The following is a 19,203-nucleotide window of genomic DNA, read 5'->3' as shown; positions in this document are numbered from 1 at the left end:
AACGTCTGCCATGGAGTCTATTTCGGTACTCGACATGTTTAAAATAGGGATCGGTCCGAGCAGTTCCCATACGCTTGGCCCCTGGAAAGCCTCCCTGAGGTTTCTGGATGAATTGGGCGAAAGGCTTTCAGAAGTGAATCGGCTTGAAGTTCAGTTATATGGATCCCTTGCCAAAACCGGCCACGGTCACGGTACCGATGTTGCCTTGCTATTGGGACTTCAGGGAGCGGATCCGGTTACGTTCGATGTGGATAGAATTGACGAAACCGTAGCCCGCATCCGTGCCGAAAAAACGATACGGCTCGCCGGTTCTCATGAACTCTCATTCAGCCCGGCGTCAGATATCCATTTTTTGAAGAGTGAGATGCTGCCATATCATCCGAACGCGCTCCGGTTTGTTGCGGAAATGAATGACGCCTCACTTTATAAAAAAACCTACTATTCCGTTGGCGGCGGATTTGTAGTGAAAGAAGGGGAAGAAGATCGTTCTGAAACCCCGGATATACCTCTTCCCCATCCGATTAATACGGCAAAAGATCTTGCCAGATGGTGCCACGAAACCAATCTTCCCATTTCTGGTGTGGTGATGAAAAACGAGATGGAGTGGCGAAGCAGGGGAGAGTCGATAGAGGAAGTGCTGAAAATCTGGCACGTTATGCGTGAGTGTATCTATCGTGGATGCCATCACGAGGGGATTCTTCCGGGGGGCTTGCAGGTGAGCCGCAGGGCTGCGACACTGAACCGAAGGCTGATTGGTGATGCTGAATACAGCAATTACCATGAGTGGCGTAAAGCGATTAAAGATGGCGGTGAAGGGTTTGCATACATTCTCGACTGGGTCAGCTGTTTTGCACTGGCCGTGAATGAGGAGAACGCATCGTTCAGCCGCGTGGTAACCGCACCAACCAACGGGGCGGCAGGGGTCATTCCCGCCGTGCTTCAATACCTGGTAACATTTCGCCAGGACCATCGTGAAGAGATGGTGCTCAACTTCCTGTGCACGGCTTCTGAAATTGGAAGTATTTTCAAAAAATGTGCAACCATATCTGCTGCCATGGGAGGGTGTCAGGCAGAAATCGGTGTTTCGTCAGCTATGGCTGCTGCGGGATTAACCGAGGCCCTGGGTGGCAATGTGGAACAATGCCTGATGGCGGCTGAAATTGCCATGGAGCACCATCTGGGCATGACCTGTGACCCGATCGGCGGACTGGTTCAGGTGCCCTGCATTGAGCGAAACACCATGGGGGCCATCAAAGCCATTACCGCTTCGCAGCTTGCTCTTCACAGTGATCCGGTGCATGCCAAAGTTCACCTCGACGACGTAATTAAAACCATGTGGGAGACGGCTCAGGATATGAACTCCAAATACAAGGAAACCTCCGACGGGGGACTGGCGGTGAATATTCCGATCAGCCTCAGCGAATGCTGAGAAGTGAAAAGGCAAAAGGCAGAAGGGAAAAGAGAGATGTCAGACATGAGGCAGAAGCTGACGTCGTATTTTCTCAATGTTTTTGTGAGATTAATGACGAGTAATGGAAATTGATTTGATAAAAAAAAGGGGTTACTATATTTATTGCATTGATAAACAACAGGTTACATCAGAATCTTGGCTAATACACAATTGAAGTATCTCACTCACGCGGCACTTATTCAGTTATTGCTCATCTCAATAATCATCTCAGCCTGCAGCGGGAGTGAAAATGTAGAGCTTCCAGAACGTACTGCATCTTTAGAAAATGTATCCGTGTTGGATCCAAATGCGGAACCGGAGTATTTAATCAAATTCGAGGAGATCTACTCGGTCGGGAACAGGGAACCCGTCCTCTTCAGCCGCATCAGTGAGGTTGAGGCGGATGACCGTGGATATCTCTATGCTGCGGAAAGCTTCAGCGGTCAGGAGACCGTTTACGTTTTCGACAGAGAAGGAACCCCGGTTACAACGCTTGGGAGGAACGGAGCCGGCCCCGGGGAATTCCGCAGCATCTTCAGTCTTTCCCATGGTGCAGGATTCATCTACGTACTGGACTACAATTTACAGCGGTTTCAGGGGTTTTCGACGGAATCGTTTGAGCCCGTGGTGATCTCGGATCTGACATCCTCGCAATGGGATATTTCGGGAGAGAATACGGCCGTATTTCCTCATCGCATTGAAGCTTATGGTGATGATTCGCTTTTGGGTATCTTTAACTATCTCACCTTTGAAACAGATAAGTTGCTGCTTTACAGAATTGATCAGTCTGGAAGTGTGAGTTCAGAGCGCTTGGCTGATCTTGATTATATAAGGCATCTGCGCGACCCCGTTGAATCGGGCCGGGCGTATTATGACCCTTTTGGCGGAAGGGGGCTGATCTCGGTGTCGGATGACGGCCGCATCTTCTATAACTGGTCGGAGGATTTTCTGATTCGGGTAATGGACCGTGACGGAAACGATCTCTATGCCTTCTACTACCCGGTTGAAAAGGCACAGCTCGAAAGTACGGAAGCGCTCAATTTTTACGGAACGGGTCCCTCAGTGGAATCCTTTCAGCGGACCATACGGAGTGACGGAATCCCGGATTACTGGAGAGCCATCGAACATATGGTTGTGGATGGCGAAAACCGCATCTGGGTCTCCGTGATAACCGATGACCCAGAAACCTACGACTGGTGGGTGATGGACGACCGGGGGCAGCCGCTGTCGAAATTTACCTGGCCGCGCAGCAGGGTTGTCCAAGAAGTAAAAAATGGAACCCTCTACACCATTGAGACCGACGAGGAAACCGGCGTTCAAGAGGTGGTGGCGTACAGGATTAGTCTTGAGTCGTGAGCCTTGAGAAGTGAGAAGGCAAAAGCATGTCCCGAGCGGAGCCGAGGGAGCAGAAGTGATAAGGCTTAAAAGAACAGATGAACAGACGAACATCGAACCGATGAACCGTAGAAGTATTTCAAACCGGTTCCTTCACACTTTAACACGATAAAACTTTACTACACTTGCCCCTGACACACTGTTGCCACTGACATACTGTTGACACTGTCCTCCTGACATACTGTTCACTGTAATGGCAGCAATATGATATCCTCAAAATCGAGTTCTATCGTGTCCAGGATGGGTTCTGCGATTTCAACGATCTCCTCGTCGGAATATTCGTGCAGGCCTTCCAGTTCTACGTAGAGAATGTCGTTCATTTCGTCCACGCTGAAGCGGGCATCGGTCGATTCAAAACTCTCCTTCAGAATTGCGACCAGATAATCCACATCTTCACGCCACGCTTCAAACTCTGCTTCCTGTTCGTTATTCTCCGCCATTGTAATTTCTTTTTTTAATGAAATGGGTGAATGGCTAACTATAAACCGTAACCCCAAAAAACCGGTTGATACTACCGGGCAACATTTTCTAAACTGAAAATATGAATCCATCCTTTAAAAACTTAACGGCAATTGCGGGGAAGAGGAGCCGCACCATCATTGGTCTGATGTCGGGCACATCACTTGACGGTCTGGATATCGCCCTGTGCAGAATTAGCGGTTCAGGAGCAGATACGGCTGTTCATCTCATTAAGTTCTGTACAAAAAAGTACGCTGCAGAACTAAGGGAACGCCTCAGGAGCATTTCGTCTGTGAAACTGGCCGACATGCAGGAGCTATGCAAACAGCACACCGGTCTTGCCGCATATCATGCGGAACTGATTCTGGAAGCACTGTCTGAATGGGAAACGGAACCGGAGGATGTGGACTGCATTGCCAGCCACGGGCAGACTGTTTATCATCTTCCGGCGCGCGTTCAGCGGCACGGAATAAAATCACTCAACTCCACGCTTCAGATCGGGGATGGCGACCAGATCGCTGCGCGTACCGGTATTCTGACGATCAGCGATTTTCGTCAAAAACATACGGCTCACGGTGGTGAGGGAGCCCCGATGGCTGCACTTGTCGACCGTATTCTGTTCGGTGACGAAAAGGAATCCCGAATTCTGCTGAATATCGGCGGAATAGCGAACTATACCTGGATTCCTGCAGAGAGACAGGGCGAATACGATTCATTTACGACGGATACGGGCCCGGGCAATACGCTGATCGACACCCTTTCAAATCGTTATTTTCAAAAAATGTTTGATAAAGAAGGCCTCCTGGCTGCCTCGGGAAAAATAAACAGGGACCTGCTGGACGCTTTATTCAGCGACCCGTGGTTTAATGAATCAGCGCCAAAATCAACAGGACCTGAATATTTTCATTATGCATGGATGGCAGTAAGGGCAGAACAGGCGGGGCTGAGCCTTAACAAGATCCCGCCTGTGGATCAGCTTGCCACCGTTACCGAGCTTACTGCACGTACGATTGCGCAAAACATCCGGGAAAACGTGCCTGAATATGAAGAGTGCGCGATATACGTCAGCGGCGGCGGGGCACATAATGGTTATCTGGTATCACGAATGAAAGAGCATGTTGTGAATACGACAGTCCACGATTTCTCAGAACTTGGTTTTGATCCAGATGCTAAAGAGGCGATGATCTTCGCCGTACTGGCCAACGAGATGCTGGCGGGGGAAGGGTTTGATTTTGAACGAGGTGACGGTTCTATTCAGAAACTCAACTTCGGAAAAATTTCTTTTCCTCTATGAGGATCTCGCAGAGTTATCCGTAGAGTGAAACTCTATTGGTAGCACAAGGATAAAAATCTGCGCAACTCAGTGTTTAATCCGTGCAAATCTGCGTTCCATCTGCGAAACTCTGCGAGAAACAGTCAGTCACCAAAATCCGCTAAGGCCTTACCCAACCCACTCCAACACCTTCTCATACTCCCTTGTCAGCTGCATCCGTATGGGCATGGAGTTCTCGTAAATTTCGGTTTGTCGTTCAAGGTACTCCTTCCGACCGGCTTCGGTTTCAATTTTAATCGGCTCCAGCCCGAACGCGGTGGCATCATAAGGGCTGGCCTGCATATCGATTTTCCGTGCCACCAATGCGTTAAGGAACGCTTTTCTAAGCGTGTCGCCGGAGATCCAGGGGTAGAGCTTGAAAGCCCATTTATAGAGGTCCATGTTTGTATGAACACAGCCTGGCTGCTCCATCTCCGCAAAGGTATCACGGCTGAGAACATTCCGGTTCAGGGGACGCGCTTTCTCCGTGAAAAAACGGAAGGCATCGAAGTGGGTACAGAGCAGCGGCCGCGACTCTACAAATTGCGCTATTTCGTCATCAGATAGGCGAAGGGGAATTGCACTGTGACGTACCTTTTCCGCACGGTAAACCATCGCCCATTCATGCATGCCAAAACATCCGAAAAACGGCTTTTTGTGCATGCTCTGTTTTAGCAGGTTCAGAATCCAGGATACGGATGAGAGACGCTTCTCCGGGAAAAATGCAGGATTGAGTACGGCATGACCATCCTCAACAGTCAGTTCGGATAACTCAGGCAGATCTGCTTTGCCATCCAGCTCAAGAAGTACACCGATGCCAGGCGACCACCGCCTCAGGTGCGACGGGCGAAAGGGATAATATTCGAAGAGAAAGTCCAGAACGGGATCTTTTTCCTGCTGTGATCGTTTTTTCAGGTAGGGATTCAGTACCCGATCGAGCTGTTCTTCATGGAGGTGCTTATGTCGCAGCCACTCTTCGGCCGATAAGCAGCTGAAAGCTGTTTTACTGATATGTTGTGCAGTTCTCATATCTGTAAAATATCACAACTGAGGTTGCCATGTGAAACGGAAACCCATAAACTGATAAAAAATCAATAACCATCCGCAATGATGTTTCGTGAAATCGGAAATTTTATCCTCCATTTACGCCTGCACTATCAGGTCTTGATACTGTCAGGCGGTTATCTGCTCGGCGGATTGATGGCTGGATCGATGGATTCCGGACAATATTGGGTGCAGTTTTTGAATGTACATGTTCTCCTGTACGGTGGCGCTACAGCGTTCAACTCCTGGTGGGACAAGGATGAGGGGCCGATTGGCGGTCTCAAAAATCCACCCGCCATGTCAAAATGGATGCATCCCGTATCAATTATATTCATGCTGGCCGGACTTGCATGGGCGCTTGTGATAGGTTGGTGGTACGCAGCTGTTTTTGCGATTAGCCTGGCGCTTTTTTGGCTCTATTCTACTCCGGCAGCACGGTGGAAGGGCCACCCGCTGCTTAGCATGGTGGCTATTGGTATCAGTACAGGCCTGAATTCCGTTTTGCTTGGGGTTCTTGCTGCAGGAGGAGAAATCACAGCAACCGTCGCACTCGCCGCTTTGGGTGCGTCCCTGATACTGCTCAGTCTCTACCCCGTTTCACAGATATTTCAAATAGAGGAAGACATTCGACGGGGAGATCGTACTTTTGCCGCTGTATACGGACTCAGTGGAGTGAAAAAGTTTTACTCCGTGAGTTATTTTGGGGGATTGTTACTTCTTTGTTATGCTCTTCTTCAGTTTTATCCCGTTCCTTCCATTGCTCTGGGAGTTGCAGGGGCAGTGTCGGGAATCATTATTGGTAAAATCGTTGTTAAGCTGTCAGGGCAGGAAGAGGAGTACAGTACGGTAATGCGCCTGAAATTTATGGCATCGCTCTCATTTGTAATCTTCCTTTTTATTTCAAACCTGATCCGTCATGATTGGGTTTCTATCAGTTCACTCGACATCTATTTTTAAAAAAAACTATTTATGACTGAAGTAAAATCCGAGGCTATTACACAAGAGATTATTGAATCGGCATTCACCTACCGGGAGTACCGGGCATTGATTGATCGACTCCTGTCTGAGAACAAGACCACGGGCGAAAATCACTCCGAAGCGATGATTCATTACACATTGATGAATGCGCACCGAATGAGACGCCTCGATAAGCAGATTGTTCTCAAACCGGAACTCAGAGAGAAGCTCGAACAGGTAGATCGTGACATGATCTGGCTTGTACTGACGGAGGCGTGGTGCGGAGATGCAGCACAAATTATTCCGCTGTTTCATAAAATGGCGGAAGTAAATGACCATATCGAACTGCGACTGATTTTGCGTGATGAAAACCGTGAAATCATGGATGACTTCCTCTACCAGGGAAAAAGCCGATCCATACCGGTATTGATTGCGCTGGATGCGCAGTCGCTGGATGTAATTGGCACCTGGGGCCCCCGGCCAGCTGAGGCACAGGAGCTTTTTGAAGAGCTTCGGTCAGAAACAGACATCCCTTATCAGCAGATAGCCGAAACGCTTCACAAGTGGTATACGGCTGATAAAACCATTTCGACCCAGAAAGAGTGGGTGGATCTTCTTACCCGCTGGACCATGTATGGCTGAAATTGAGTCAGGTCCGGAACCTTTTTTTTGTATTTTCCGGAAATTGTGAGTGATGAAACAAGATAAGGACTCTTTCTATCGCCATATTGCCCAGACAAGTGATGAACCGATGGGCCTGGAGGTGGACCGTGCGTCGGGATGTTATCTTTTTACTACGGATGGCAAAAAGTATGTGGATCTGATATCCGGTATTGCCGTGAGCAGCCTGGGTCACCGCCATCCCAATGTGATCCGTGCCATTAAAGAGCAGCTTGATCAACATTTACATGTAATGGTTTACGGAGAGTACATTCAGAAACCGCAGAGCCGCTTTGCAGATCTGCTGACACGGCAGCTTCCCGATTCTCTCGACAGGGTTTATTTTGTGAACAGCGGGACGGAGTCTGTGGAAGGAGCACTGAAACTCGCCAAGAAATATACCGGCCGTACGAAGCTTGTGGCATTCGAAAACAGCTATCACGGTGATACACATGGTTCCCTGAGTGTAACGGGACGCAATGTGTACCGTGACCCATATGAACCTTTACTTCCTGATGTTCATTTTGCAGCTTTTAATTCAAAAGAAAGCCTAAGCATTATAGACGACTCCACGGCTGCGGTGATTCTAGAGCCTATTCAGGGGGAGGGGGGAGTGATACCGTCTCAGAAAGCTTGGCTTAAAGAGGTGCGGAAGCGTTGTGACGAGCACGGAGCCCTCCTTATCTTTGATGAAATCCAGACAGGGTTTTTTCGCACGGGTACGCTCTTTGCTTTTGAATACTACGATGTGGTGCCGGATATTCTATGTTTGGCAAAAGCAATGGGTGGAGGGATGCCTCTGGGTGCATTTGTCTCATCATCTGAAATTTTTGAGGTTTTTAAAAAAGACCCGCCACTGAACCATGTTACAACATTTGGCGGACACCCGGTTTGCTGTGCTGCGGCCCACGCCAATCTGGAAACCCTTTTGAGTGGAGATTTTTCATCCAAAGCGTACAGCATTGCCGAGATGGCCTGCCACATGCTGTGGGGCGATGGCATTGTGGAAGTTCGCGGCCGGGGCGCCATGCTTGGGCTGCAGCTTCGTGATGCTGTCCTTACACAAAAAGTGGTGGAAGAATGCTTTAAGAACGGCCTCATTCTGGGCTGGACTCTCCATTCCGATTCGCTCATCAGAATTGCCCCCCCGCTCATTATTGAGCCGGATCTGCTTGAGGAGGCGTTTGACATCATTCTTTCTGCTGTTCGGAAGTTTGTGTAGCATTTGGCAAAAGGCAAAAGGCAAAAGGCAAAAGGCAAAAGGGAAAAGGGAAACGTCAGACGTCAAACGTGAGACGGGAAAATATCGACTGGTCTCAAAGATTCGGGACGATGAGTGATTTGTGATTTAAGAAAAATTTACAATCCTGCCCGTTGTACCCTGCTGCGTGTAGTTGGCAGTCCCAAAGCTTAGGGCAAGTCTGAAGCTTGCACCCTGAACCATGTGCCCTGAACCATGAAAGCCTTGAATCCCAACCCGGCATATCGTACATTATATGTACAAAATATGTAAATGCATGAGTCAGCCAATACGGGGGCGAGGAGCAGCCGCCAATCCAAAAAACCGGTTCCGTGATGAAAAAGTTGAGTATGTGGTCGATGTAAACAGCGGCCAGCTGAACAAGCCAAAAACCACACTTCTTAAAGATCACACCGGAAGCATTATTTCGACCAACAACAGTCCGGACATCGGGTTTGATGTGAGCGTGAATCCATATCGCGGATGCGAGCACGGTTGTGTGTACTGCTATGCACGGCCTTCCCATGAATTTCTTGGAATGAGCCTTGGCCTGGACTTTGAAAGTAAAATTGTTGTGAAGTATGAGGCCCCACGCCTTTTAAGAGAAACACTGGCCAAAAAGTCGTGGAAACCGCAAACGCTCGTGATGAGCGGCGTAACTGATCCCTATCAGCCCGTTGAAAAAAAGCTCCGTATCACAAGAGGCTGTATTGAGGTGCTCGCAGGGTGTTTACATCCCCTGGTAATTATCACCAAGAACTACCTTGTAACCCGTGATATGGATCTGTTGTCAAAACTGGCCGAAGTGAACGCTGTACGGGTTGTACTTAGCATTACGTCACTCGATAAATCCGTTACGGACACCATGGAACCGCGCACTTCGAGGCCCAATAAGCGGCTGCAAGCGGTTCGTGAGCTGTGCGAAGCGGGAATTCCGGTTCACGTGAATATTGCTCCGGTTATTCCGGGGCTGACTGATGACGAGATTGTGCCGATTATGGAAGCAGCCTCGAAAGCCGGGGCGGAGTCGGTATCCTGCAACATTGTGCGGTTGCCTTATGGTGTAAAGGATCTCTTTGTGAAGTGGCTGGATGATCATCACCCAAACAGAAAAGAAAAGGTGATCAATAAAATTAAAAGCATGAGAGACGGAAAACTGAACCGCTCTGAATTTGGAGAACGGTTTCGCGGCATCGGACCTTACGCCGATCAAATTCGTCAGCTTGTAGCGATCAACTCGCGGCGCCTGGGGCTGAATGCCGAAAAAAAGCCGCTGAACACTTCAGCTTTCAGTCGCCCGGAAACCGATCAGCTAAGATTGTTTTAATTTATAAACAGGGCACATTTTAAAGGCAGAAGGCAGAAGGCAGAAGGCAGAAGGCAGAAGGCAGAAGGCAGAAGGCAGAAGGCAGAAGGCTTAATTAAGACGTCAGACGTCAAACGTGAGACGGAAAACAAGCGACCGGTGATGAGTGATTGACGATTTATGGAGAATTTCCCGTCATTCCCGTTGTCGCCTGTCGCCTGTCGCCTGTTGCCACCGGACGTGGATCAGCCTTCCAACGCCGGAGGCGTTAAACATCAATAGCCCCGGGTGAAAGCCTGGGGGATATGCGATTGGAGATTGCCGATTGTTGATCTCAGAGGAATGTCCAATGCTACTCATTGCTTCCCGCATCTGCCGCGTGCAGTTCACAGTCCCGGGACATAGGGATATCCTGTAGCCTTTTCTCAGCGAGCTTAAGTGCAGTTGACTGCTGAAGCAGGACTGAATTTTCACTATATTTTGTTGATAACATCAGAATATAAATCTGAAATGAAATCACGATATCTATGTCTGCAGTGAACTCTACAATGCTGGAACTTGGAACAGATGCGCCTCCATTCAAACTTCCGGATACGATCTCTGGAAATATCTACATAAAAGAGGGATTTCGGGGCAATAAGGCGTTTTTGGTGGTTTTCATGTGCAATCACTGTCCGTATGTAAAACTGATAAAAGAGGCTTTGGTCGATTATGCTGAGGACTATATGCCCAAAGGCGTCGGAATGGTGGCAATAAGCTCTAATGATGTTGAGAAGTATCCTGATGACTCACCGAAGGATATGCAGGAAGATGCCAGGAAGTTCGGTTATCCGTTTCCCTATCTCTATGATGAAACTCAGGAAGTGGCAAAAGCATATAAGGCTGCATGTACACCCGATTTATTTCTGTTTGATGAGAACATGAAATTGGTCTATCGCGGTCAGTTCGATGATGCGCGTCCGGGCAACGACGTGGATCCTGATGGAAGTGATCTTCGTGAGGCTACGGATCTGGTTCTTGCGGGAGAAGACGTACCCACAGATCAAACCCCCAGTATCGGTTGCAATATTAAATGGAAACCGGGTAATGAACCCGACTACTTTGGTTAAACGGAGTGCTTGTGAACGTAGCAGATCTGAGAAAACAGTACACAAAAGCAGGACTTCTTGAAGCCGGTCTTCCGGGCGAACCCATGCCATTGTTCAGGCAGTGGTTTCGGGAAGCACTTGAATCGGAGGTCACGGAACCCAATGCGATGGCACTTGCTACGGTGAAACCCGACGGTAAGCCGAGTGTTCGAATCGTTCTTATGAAAGGGATTGAGGAAGACTCCATTTCATTTTATACCAACTACGGCAGCAGCAAGGCTTCCGAGCTGGAAAAAACTCCTCATGCCGCATGTACTTTTTGGTGGGCTGAACTTGAGAGGCAGGTGCGTATTTCTGGCCCTGTAAAAAAGGTGTCAGAAGATGAGAGCACAAAGTATTTTGACTCACGTCCGCGTGAGAGCCAAATCGGGGCATGGGCCTCAAGCCAGAGCCGGCCGGTGAATACCCGGATAGAACTGGAAGAGTTGTTTAGCCGGTTTGAGCGTAAGTTTGATGGCAAAAAAGTGCCAAGGCCGGATCATTGGGGTGGTTATGCTATCCATGTAAACGAAATAGAATTCTGGCAGGGTCGTCCCGGCCGTATGCACGACAGAATTCTCTACAGATTGGAGAAGGGTGAATGGAACCGTCAGCGCCTTGCACCCTGACCCTGCATCCCGGGCCGATAGTGTATTTTCAAGCCTGTCAAAAACCTCACCAAAGCCAGCGATAAATCGACGTGAGTTCAGAAGAATGAATTGAACTTAAAGCCCCGCTCCGAACAGGAATCCATCCGGAAAAAAGGGCGTTTTTTTGCAGAAGGTTATGCAGATCTGACGATATATTAAATTTCTTATGTATGGCTAAAAACAAACTTCAAAAATTTGAAGATGTTGCACGGTTTCAAAACGTATTTGAGTACACCGATTTCGATGAAAAGACCAAGCCCCGCGGATGCTGGCACGGAGATATCTTTAAAAACGAGAACCCGATAACGCTGGAGCTGGCGTGTGGAAAAGGGGAGTATACCGTTGAGCTGGCGAGACGAAATCCGGAACGTAACTACATAGGAATAGATAAAAAAGGGTGGCGTATCTGGACGGGTGCCAAGACCGCAATTGAGGAGAATCTAAACAATGCGCATTTTATGCGCATTTTCATCGATCACCTGGAAGAGTATTTTAAACCGGGTGAAGTAGATGAAATCTGGATTGTATTTCCGGATCCCTTTCTTCGCGAATCGAGGGAGTCGAACCGGCTTACATCCCCGAAATTTTTGAACATCTATAAAAATATTCTTAAACCCGGCTCTGTAATTCATCTCAAAACCGACTCGCCCGAGCTCTTCAGCTACACGCTTGAAGTGATTGAACAGGAGAACTGCCGTATAGTGGATCGCTGTGATAACATATACAAAGAGCGGCCGGATGATGCATTGCTATCCATACGGACATTCTATGAAGAGATGCACCTCCGGGAAGGCAGGACGATCCGGTATGTATCGTTTCAGCTTCCTTAGTCGGTGAACATCATAATCAGGATGATTTCACCTGATTGCTTTTGGTTGCAACTTTGTGCTTACCTGAGTCAACCTGCTCCTGAGAACTAAGAACACCTTTCGGAACCAGCATCAGGAAACTATCTTTCTGATTCTGCCAGTCTGCAAGAATAGTGGCAGCCGTACGGCTTCCCGTACCTTTATGGTATTCATTTAAAAGTTTTTTTAGCAGTCTGAAAGACTTTTCGGTGGGAGCCATAGGCGTAACGTACTCATCATTTACCTGGTGAGCCTGATTTTTTCGCATAAAAAGTACTCCGCCCGTCATTCCCGAACCTACATTGCGGCTCACCTTACCCAGAATAACCACAGTACCGTTACTCATATACTCGCAAGCATGCAGGCCGGTACCTTCAACCACAGCCACGGATCCGCTGTTTCTTACAGCAAAACGATCGCCCGCCAGGCCGTGAACAAAGAGCTTTCCACCGGTTGCACCGTAGAGGGCACAATTGCCGATGATGGCATTATCTTCGGGGTTAAACGAAGCCTCTTTGGATGGATTTATAATCATTTTTCCTCCCGACATGGCTTTGCATACCGAATCGTTGGCTTCACCCCACAGATGAACGTGAAGCCCCTCAGTCATAAATACACCAAATCCCTGGCCCGCACTTCCTTCAAAAGTGAGTTCAATATTACCGTTGAATCTGTGATCGGTCTCCGATTTGCCCTTTTGGCGGATTTCTTCGGCTCGCTTGCTTGCTGTTTTACCCGCGATTTTACCGCTAATTGTGGAGAGTACAGCGCGGTCTTGTGTCGTTATACTCAATGATCTGGCAATACTTCCTTCCTCTTCCACTGCAGACCGGCATATGGAAACGATGTTCTGATTGTATTCACTGATCTCTTCGTTAAAGGGATTCTCTTCAGATTTCTGCTGATGAAGCGACTCATCATAATCGGTGAAGTAGGATAGATCCAGTTTCCTGGCATCCACAAGCGACCGGTGAATTTTTTTGAGTTTAAGAAGATCGGTTCGTCCCGTCAGTTCCTGAAGAGAGGTAAACCCCATACGAGCCAGGTGTCTGCGAACATCCTCTGCAAGGTACCCCATCATTTTAACTACATACTCCTTATCGCCCTTGTATTTGGCCTTGAATTTCGGATCATGTGTGGCGATACCCCGCGGGCAGGTGTTTTTTTCACATATTCGGGCCATGATGCACCCTTCTGCAATTAGCAGAAGCTTGCCAAAGTCGAAACCTTCAGCTCCCAGTATGGCCGCACTGATAATATCAGCACCGGTATGCAGAGCTCCATCTGTACGTAGTTCTACGTACTTTCTCAAATCATGTGCACAGAGGGTTTTATGAACCTCCAGAAGGCCGATTTCCCATGGAAGCCCGGCATGTTTCATCGACGTGAGGGTTGCTGCTCCGGTTCCGCCGTCACCACCTGATACGTGAATGATGTCGGCACCAGCCTTGGCCACGCCAACTGCAATGGTACCGATATTTTCACCGGATACCAGTTTTACATTCACCTTCATGCCGGGTTTGATCTGCTTCAGCTCATATATGAGCTGTTTGAGGTCTTCAATACTGTAGATATCATGCAGAGGCGGTGGCGAAATCAGGTCGAAGCCAGGATTGCTGTGCCGTGCAAAAGCGATATCTTCTGTTACCTTGACGCCCATAAGCTGACCGCCTTCGCCCGGTTTTGCTCCCTGGGCAATTTTGATCTGTATCTCCTCTCCGGTAACAAGATATTCTGCCGTAACGCCGAATCGTCCGCTCGCAACCTGTTTAACCGATCCTGTAACACCCAGCGAATAATAATAGGGGTTTTCTCCTCCTTCGCCGCTATTGCTGCGTCCTCCGGTCTCTTTCATAGCCAGAAATATATCACGCTGGGATTCAGCACTGATAGCACCGAAGCTCATTGCTCCCGATCCAAAGCGCTGCATGATGGCTTTCCGGTTTTCCACCTTCTGAATATCGATGGATTCAAAAGGAATTTTGAAATCAAACAGATGCCTGAAATTTACCGGAGCGGATTCCTCTCCAAGCTTCAGATATGCATCGTAAAGTTCCGGGTTATCAAGGCCCGGCCCTCCATTCATTACCAGCTCATGGATGATCTTTGAGCGCGTGTTTGTCATCGAGTGTTTTTCACCTTCCGAGTCGCGATTATGCTCTTTCCATTGATAGGTGTGAATCAGCTTGTCATCTTCCGATCGGGGTTCGGCCTCTTTCACATAATCAAGAATCTGAGCCGTAATCTCTTTGATGCCGATTCCTTTAACCGGACTGTAGAGTCCCGGGAAAAAGTGTTTTCGCAATTCATCGCCAATCCCAAGTGCGGTGAACAGCTTGGAGCTTTGGTAGCTGCGCGCAACTGATATTCCCGACTTCGACATGATTTTCAGCAGGCCGGTATTGAATGCCTTGATCAGATTGGTTTCCTTTATATCAGCATCCAGTCCCTTCAGCTTTCGGTTGCCGCTGAAACGTGCATATTCCAGCGCTTTGTACGGACATACGGCGGTTGCCCCAAACCCGATCAGGCAGGCAAAATGGTGAGTGTTTTTCACTTCCGCGGTATCAACCACGATAGAGGCATTGAGCCGCAAACCCGAGTGGTTCAGCGCATTCACGAGCGCTCGCAGCATGAACAGGCTGGGAATGGGCGGGTGCTGCCAGGTTGCATTCCGGTCGGATATGATGAGAATGGTTGCGCCGTTCTGAACAGCCTTGATGGCTTTTTCTGTGATTTCCCTTATGGCAGACCGGAATCCTACCTCGCCATGATCCCGGTTGAATATCATGTCAAATTCAGCCGTTTTGATTCTGGATACGGACTCATTGATCGATCTTAGCATCTTCATCTGACCCAGAGAAAGCATCGGGCTTTCAGTTTCAAGTCCGGGAAACTGTGGAATCAACTCTTTTGGGGAGAATATATTGGGACGCTTGCCAAGGTACATGTTCAGATTGGTTACCATTTTTTCCCGGATGTAATCGAGAGGAGGGTTGGTAACCTGAGCAAAATTCTGGTAGAAGTAATCGAAAAATGACCGGGGCTGGTCCGAAAAAAGTGCCGGCCTGGCGGTATCACCCATAGACCCTATCGGTTCCTTACCATCCGTAATCATGGGTACCAGCAGCTTGTCAATCTCCTCGCGCGTGTACCTGAACAGATGCATGCTGGCGAAACTTTGTTCCGTCTCTTCAACGGGGATAGCTGACAACTTTTCAAGTCTGTGCTCAAAGTCGGCATCAAAGTTTTCGCGCGAATAGCTGGGGTCACGAAAATGAATTTTGCCGGTATCCAGATCCATCTTGATACCGTTTCCGGCCTGGAGCGACCCTTTTGATTCAACCATCGATTCATCTATTCCAAACGAACCGGCCTCGGAACTCACATAAAGGTGATCGCGTGTAATCATCCAGCGGCAGGGACGAAAGCCGTTTCTGTCAAGCCGCCCTCCGATGGATGAACCATCCGAATAGGAGATGAGCGCGGGTCCGTCCCAGGGTTCCATGGCACGGCTCCAGAATTTGTAATAATCGTTCTCCTGTGAGGCCGGTGGAATCATGATGGCCAGGATATCCTCTACAAATGGAATACTGCTTCGGTATGTCAGCGATTCGACCATTTCATTGAGACTGCCTGAATCACTGATCTGTTCACGGGTCAGCAGCTCATCCTTGGGAACACCAAGATATTTCTCCCTGGAAATGGCCCACGACCGGTTACCTGTAATCGTATTGATTTCACCATTATGAGCTATAATTCTGAAAGGCTGCGTTTTGTCCCAGGAGGTTCTGGTATTGGTCGAAAACCTTCTGTGGAAAAGTGCAAAACGGGTTTTAAAGGAAGGATTCTTTAGATCGGGATAAAAGTCACTCAGAGCTTCCGATTTGGTAAGAGCCTTGTAGACTATGGTTCTCGCCGAAAGGGATGCAAAGAAAAAATCACGCACAATTCCCGCATCCTTCTCCTTTGTACGCGTCATCTGCTTGGCGGTATAGAGCAGCCTGTCGAAGGAGCTGTCTGTGCGGCAGTGTTCAGGCCTTTGGATAAACGCCTGCAGTATACACGGCATGGAGCTTTTTGCTGTATCTCCAAGTACGGTTGTGTCAATCGGCACCTGTCGGTAATGAAGTACTTTCAGTTCATAAAACTGAAACGTCTCTTCGAATACACGCAGTGCTTTTCTTCGCTTTTCTTTATCGATAGGAGCAAAAATGGTTGCCACGGCTACTTCACCTTTTTCAAACCCAAACATTTCAAACGGGATATCGGCCATAATGCCGGCACCGTCACTAGATATTCCGTCCGCACTGCAGGCTCCGCGGTGCTCTACACAGCTGAGTGCATACAGCGCTCGTTGCAGATTTTTGTGGCTGTAATGATGGGTGCGGCTGGCGACAAAACCGACACCGCACGACGACTTCTCAATCACATTTTGAAACTCTTGCATATCAGGACGGATTCGGGTAGGCTGATTACTGTTAGCTGTACTAATAATCACATTTAAGTTGCACGGCGCAATTAAATTTTTTATGGAAGCGCTTTTAAATTTATTATTTAGGCGTAAAAGATTTTTAGCCTAAAATCTTTAATAGATTAATCTTGCATAATTGTCTGTCCAATGCTCCTCTGTACTCTCTGCAATATCCCGAATGTGTTTACTCCCTCGTGCCCATTACCTTCAGAGCCGAAGCCGTACCTGAATGCCGGCATCGCTTCTGCGATTGCCAGAGATTCGTAAATTGCCGCTGCTTATTTCAGACCGGTCACTGTACACGGTTGTCGACACTTTCGCGTATATATCGAGCATGGAAAAGGTCCTCAGATTCAGCAATGCATAATACCGAACTCCCCGGCCGTAAAGCATGGTATTCGACATCACGTAAAGCAGATCATTTTCAAACTGATAAACCCTGGATTGATAATCGTCGGTCCGGAAAAGTGTAATGCGCATATCCAGTTTCACCCGCCTGTCGGGAACCAGTCTCAAATCCTGAAAAAAGAGAATTCCCCGGGAATAAACACCTTCAGGAGTCTCAGCTCGAACCCGTTCCAGTCGTGTCCGGGTGCGAAGAAAACCGGTGGGGGTCCACTCCGTCTGTATTCTGGCAATCTGTCTTGCAGCCGTGCCCAGTATTCGCACATCACGGCCATAATCATCACGGGCGTAATATTCTGACTGACGCCCTTTAACCCTCGCCAAAACAGAGATGAAAAGTTTACGATGCGGAACCAGATCTGCATGAAGCATATAATCGCTGCCTGATGTGGGGCGGCTGGTCCGAAATCGGGGGGCGGGGAAATGATAGATATCTCCGTACGCACGCAATTCCAGGAACGAGCCAATCTTGTGGATTAAACCTGAGTAAAATCCATATTCATTGGAAGTCAGTCCGCTCTGTTCACCAAAGGCTCCACCAAAAATGGACTGCAGGTCTTGTTCATAACGGCGAAACAGCACTACGGCGTCGGTCTTTGGACCCAAATTCTGTTCAAGTCCGATAAGCAGGCCTTTTCCGCCATGTGAGGTAAAAGCCCCTTCGGTAAACAGGTAGGAGCCCCGGATAAGCAAACCGGCATCGGCTGAGATTCCGGTGAGTCTGTGGCCGCTGAAACGGTACTGCTGATAGGACAGGTTGCCGGGATCGACAGGCCGTGAAAAGTGATTTGTGTAACCGGTTATTCCCGCATGACCGTTTCTGAACCGGTACCGCAAACGTCCGCCTGTGGTTTTTTGTGTCAGATTATGCCTTCTGCTTAATTCGGAAATGGTGCGGTGGTATCCGGATGCACCAGGAAACCGGATATGGACAGAATCCCTGACAGAAGCCGTGCGCTTTCGGTTTGAGTAAAATCCGGAAATCTGAAGCCTGTTTCCGTATGTGAAAGCCACACCGCGAAACCCGGCAGCTTCAGCTGCTGAGCCATAGGGCCGTACCCCGCGCTCGTTTCGGCTAACAGATTTTACCACGTCTCTGCTTTTGCCGAATGAGCCGCCTGTCCATAACAGCAGCCCCTGGCCAAATGACAAGCTGTAGTCGCCGATAACCAGACTCTGCAGCTGTCCGGCCTGCTGAACGGCAATATGCCATGAGCTGTAATCAAAGCCGCCGATGCCCGTAACGGCTTCTCCAGGGTCTTTTTCTTGTGTGATATTCAGAGACAGTTTGCTGCTGGTAAATTTAAAGCGCTGATAATAATGAACCGGTCCCCCGCGAAAGCCCCCAAGACTGTCGGGACGGATATAACCGTCCTGTTTCTGCAGTATGGAGCGGTAACGGCTAATCATCTCTCCGCGCAAGTTATTCAGCCAATATTTTCTGTTCAGATACAGATCGCGAGCCTGCTCCTGTCTGCTGCCGGCCGTGATATAGGGGTGAAGTGATTTCACTGTCGCTTTACCCAGGCCGGGTACGCGAATCAGATCTGCTGCTGATTCAAAGGGTGCATTTTCCAAACGGTAGGTTACTATGGCCGACGCCAGTCGAAAATTTAAACCGGGTATAAGAAGCAGTTCGTCCAAATCAGCCCGGTTAATGTTTACCGGGTTTGCCGCGAGCTCCTGCAGATAAGTCAGTATGTATTCCGGATCGGAATCAGGATCATCCGGCTCAAGGTTCTCTACAGCTTTTTCAAGATCTCGTTCCAGATTTACCATGACGGAATCTGCCTGTCGCGCTGCCAAACATAGAGGAACCAATAACACGACCGATAGAACTAATAAGGAAAAGTGCTTTATCGGCATCTTATTTTCA

The 19,203-nt window shown here is 48.7% G+C and carries 14 protein-coding genes; 10 read left to right on the top strand and 4 right to left on the bottom strand.

Features of this window, described 5'->3' with window-relative positions; all coding sequences use genetic code 11:
* Nucleotides 1-10: 10 nt before the first annotated feature.
* Nucleotides 11-1,429, top strand: a complete 1,419-nt coding sequence (locus tag DDZ15_RS00145) for an L-serine ammonia-lyase (protein WP_109643642.1) — start codon at nt 11-13, stop codon at nt 1,427-1,429.
* A 177-nt stretch (nt 1,430-1,606) separates the two neighbouring features.
* Complete coding sequence (locus DDZ15_RS00140; protein ID WP_158278561.1) at nt 1,607-2,806, top strand: 6-bladed beta-propeller; 1,200 nt, start codon at nt 1,607-1,609, stop codon at nt 2,804-2,806.
* A 224-nt stretch (nt 2,807-3,030) separates the two neighbouring features.
* On the opposite strand, the gene DDZ15_RS00135 is transcribed toward DDZ15_RS00140, so the two are convergent.
* Entirely contained in the window at nt 3,031-3,285 is a 255-nt protein-coding gene (locus DDZ15_RS00135; RefSeq protein WP_109643638.1) for a hypothetical protein, read from the bottom strand.
* Nucleotides 3,286-3,386: 101 nt separating this feature from the next.
* Here DDZ15_RS00135 and DDZ15_RS00130 point away from each other — a divergent pair, with 101 nt between their 5' ends.
* Entirely contained in the window at nt 3,387-4,598 is a 1,212-nt protein-coding gene (locus DDZ15_RS00130) for an anhydro-N-acetylmuramic acid kinase (RefSeq protein WP_109643636.1), read from the top strand.
* Nucleotides 4,599-4,745: 147 nt separating this feature from the next.
* Here DDZ15_RS00130 and DDZ15_RS00125 read toward each other — a convergent pair whose 3' ends face one another.
* Nucleotides 4,746-5,645, bottom strand: coding sequence for a 3-methyladenine DNA glycosylase (locus DDZ15_RS00125; protein ID WP_109643634.1), 900 nt, complete (start codon nt 5,643-5,645; stop codon nt 4,746-4,748).
* A gap of 78 nt (nt 5,646-5,723) precedes the next feature.
* On the opposite strand from DDZ15_RS00125, the gene DDZ15_RS00120 reads away from it, so the two are divergent.
* From DDZ15_RS00120 to trmB, 7 genes are all read left to right on the top strand, one after another.
* A complete protein-coding gene (locus DDZ15_RS00120; protein WP_242978799.1) occupies nt 5,724-6,617 on the top strand; it encodes a UbiA family prenyltransferase in 894 nt (297 codons plus the stop codon).
* 12 nt (nt 6,618-6,629) lie between these two features.
* Nucleotides 6,630-7,259, top strand: coding sequence for a thioredoxin family protein (locus DDZ15_RS00115; protein WP_109643632.1), 630 nt, complete (start codon nt 6,630-6,632; stop codon nt 7,257-7,259).
* 52 nt (nt 7,260-7,311) lie between these two features.
* Nucleotides 7,312-8,499, top strand: coding sequence for an aspartate aminotransferase family protein (locus DDZ15_RS00110; protein ID WP_109643630.1), 1,188 nt, complete (start codon nt 7,312-7,314; stop codon nt 8,497-8,499).
* 295 nt (nt 8,500-8,794) lie between these two features.
* A complete protein-coding gene (locus DDZ15_RS00105) occupies nt 8,795-9,844 on the top strand; it encodes a PA0069 family radical SAM protein (protein WP_109643629.1) in 1,050 nt (349 codons plus the stop codon).
* Nucleotides 9,845-10,350: 506 nt separating this feature from the next.
* Complete coding sequence (locus DDZ15_RS00100; protein WP_109643627.1) at nt 10,351-10,932, top strand: thioredoxin family protein; 582 nt, start codon at nt 10,351-10,353, stop codon at nt 10,930-10,932.
* 11 nt (nt 10,933-10,943) lie between these two features.
* Entirely contained in the window at nt 10,944-11,579 is a 636-nt protein-coding gene (pdxH, locus tag DDZ15_RS00095; RefSeq protein ID WP_199222836.1) for a pyridoxamine 5'-phosphate oxidase, read from the top strand.
* 191 nt (nt 11,580-11,770) lie between these two features.
* On the top strand, nt 11,771-12,430 hold the full coding sequence (gene trmB, locus DDZ15_RS00090) for a tRNA (guanosine(46)-N7)-methyltransferase TrmB (RefSeq protein WP_109643622.1): 660 nt from the start codon (nt 11,771-11,773) through the stop codon (nt 12,428-12,430).
* 16 nt (nt 12,431-12,446) lie between these two features.
* Here the strand turns inward: trmB and gltB are convergent, their stop codons facing one another.
* Both gltB and DDZ15_RS00080 read right to left on the bottom strand, forming a co-directional pair.
* Complete coding sequence (gltB, locus tag DDZ15_RS00085; protein WP_109643620.1) at nt 12,447-16,898, bottom strand: glutamate synthase large subunit; 4,452 nt, start codon at nt 16,896-16,898, stop codon at nt 12,447-12,449.
* A 231-nt stretch (nt 16,899-17,129) separates the two neighbouring features.
* The gene (locus tag DDZ15_RS00080; RefSeq protein ID WP_158278560.1) at nt 17,130-19,106 is read right to left on the bottom strand and encodes a ComEA family DNA-binding protein; all 1,977 of its coding nucleotides are present in this window, start codon (nt 19,104-19,106) and stop codon (nt 17,130-17,132) included.
* Nucleotides 19,107-19,203 lie beyond the last annotated feature (97 nt).

The organism is Rhodohalobacter mucosus (assembly GCF_003150675.1).
GTDB lineage: Bacteria > Bacteroidota > Rhodothermia > Balneolales > Balneolaceae > Rhodohalobacter > Rhodohalobacter mucosus.
The sequence above is the reverse complement of the archived record's forward strand: the minus strand, read 5'-3'. Positions and strand labels throughout refer to the sequence as shown.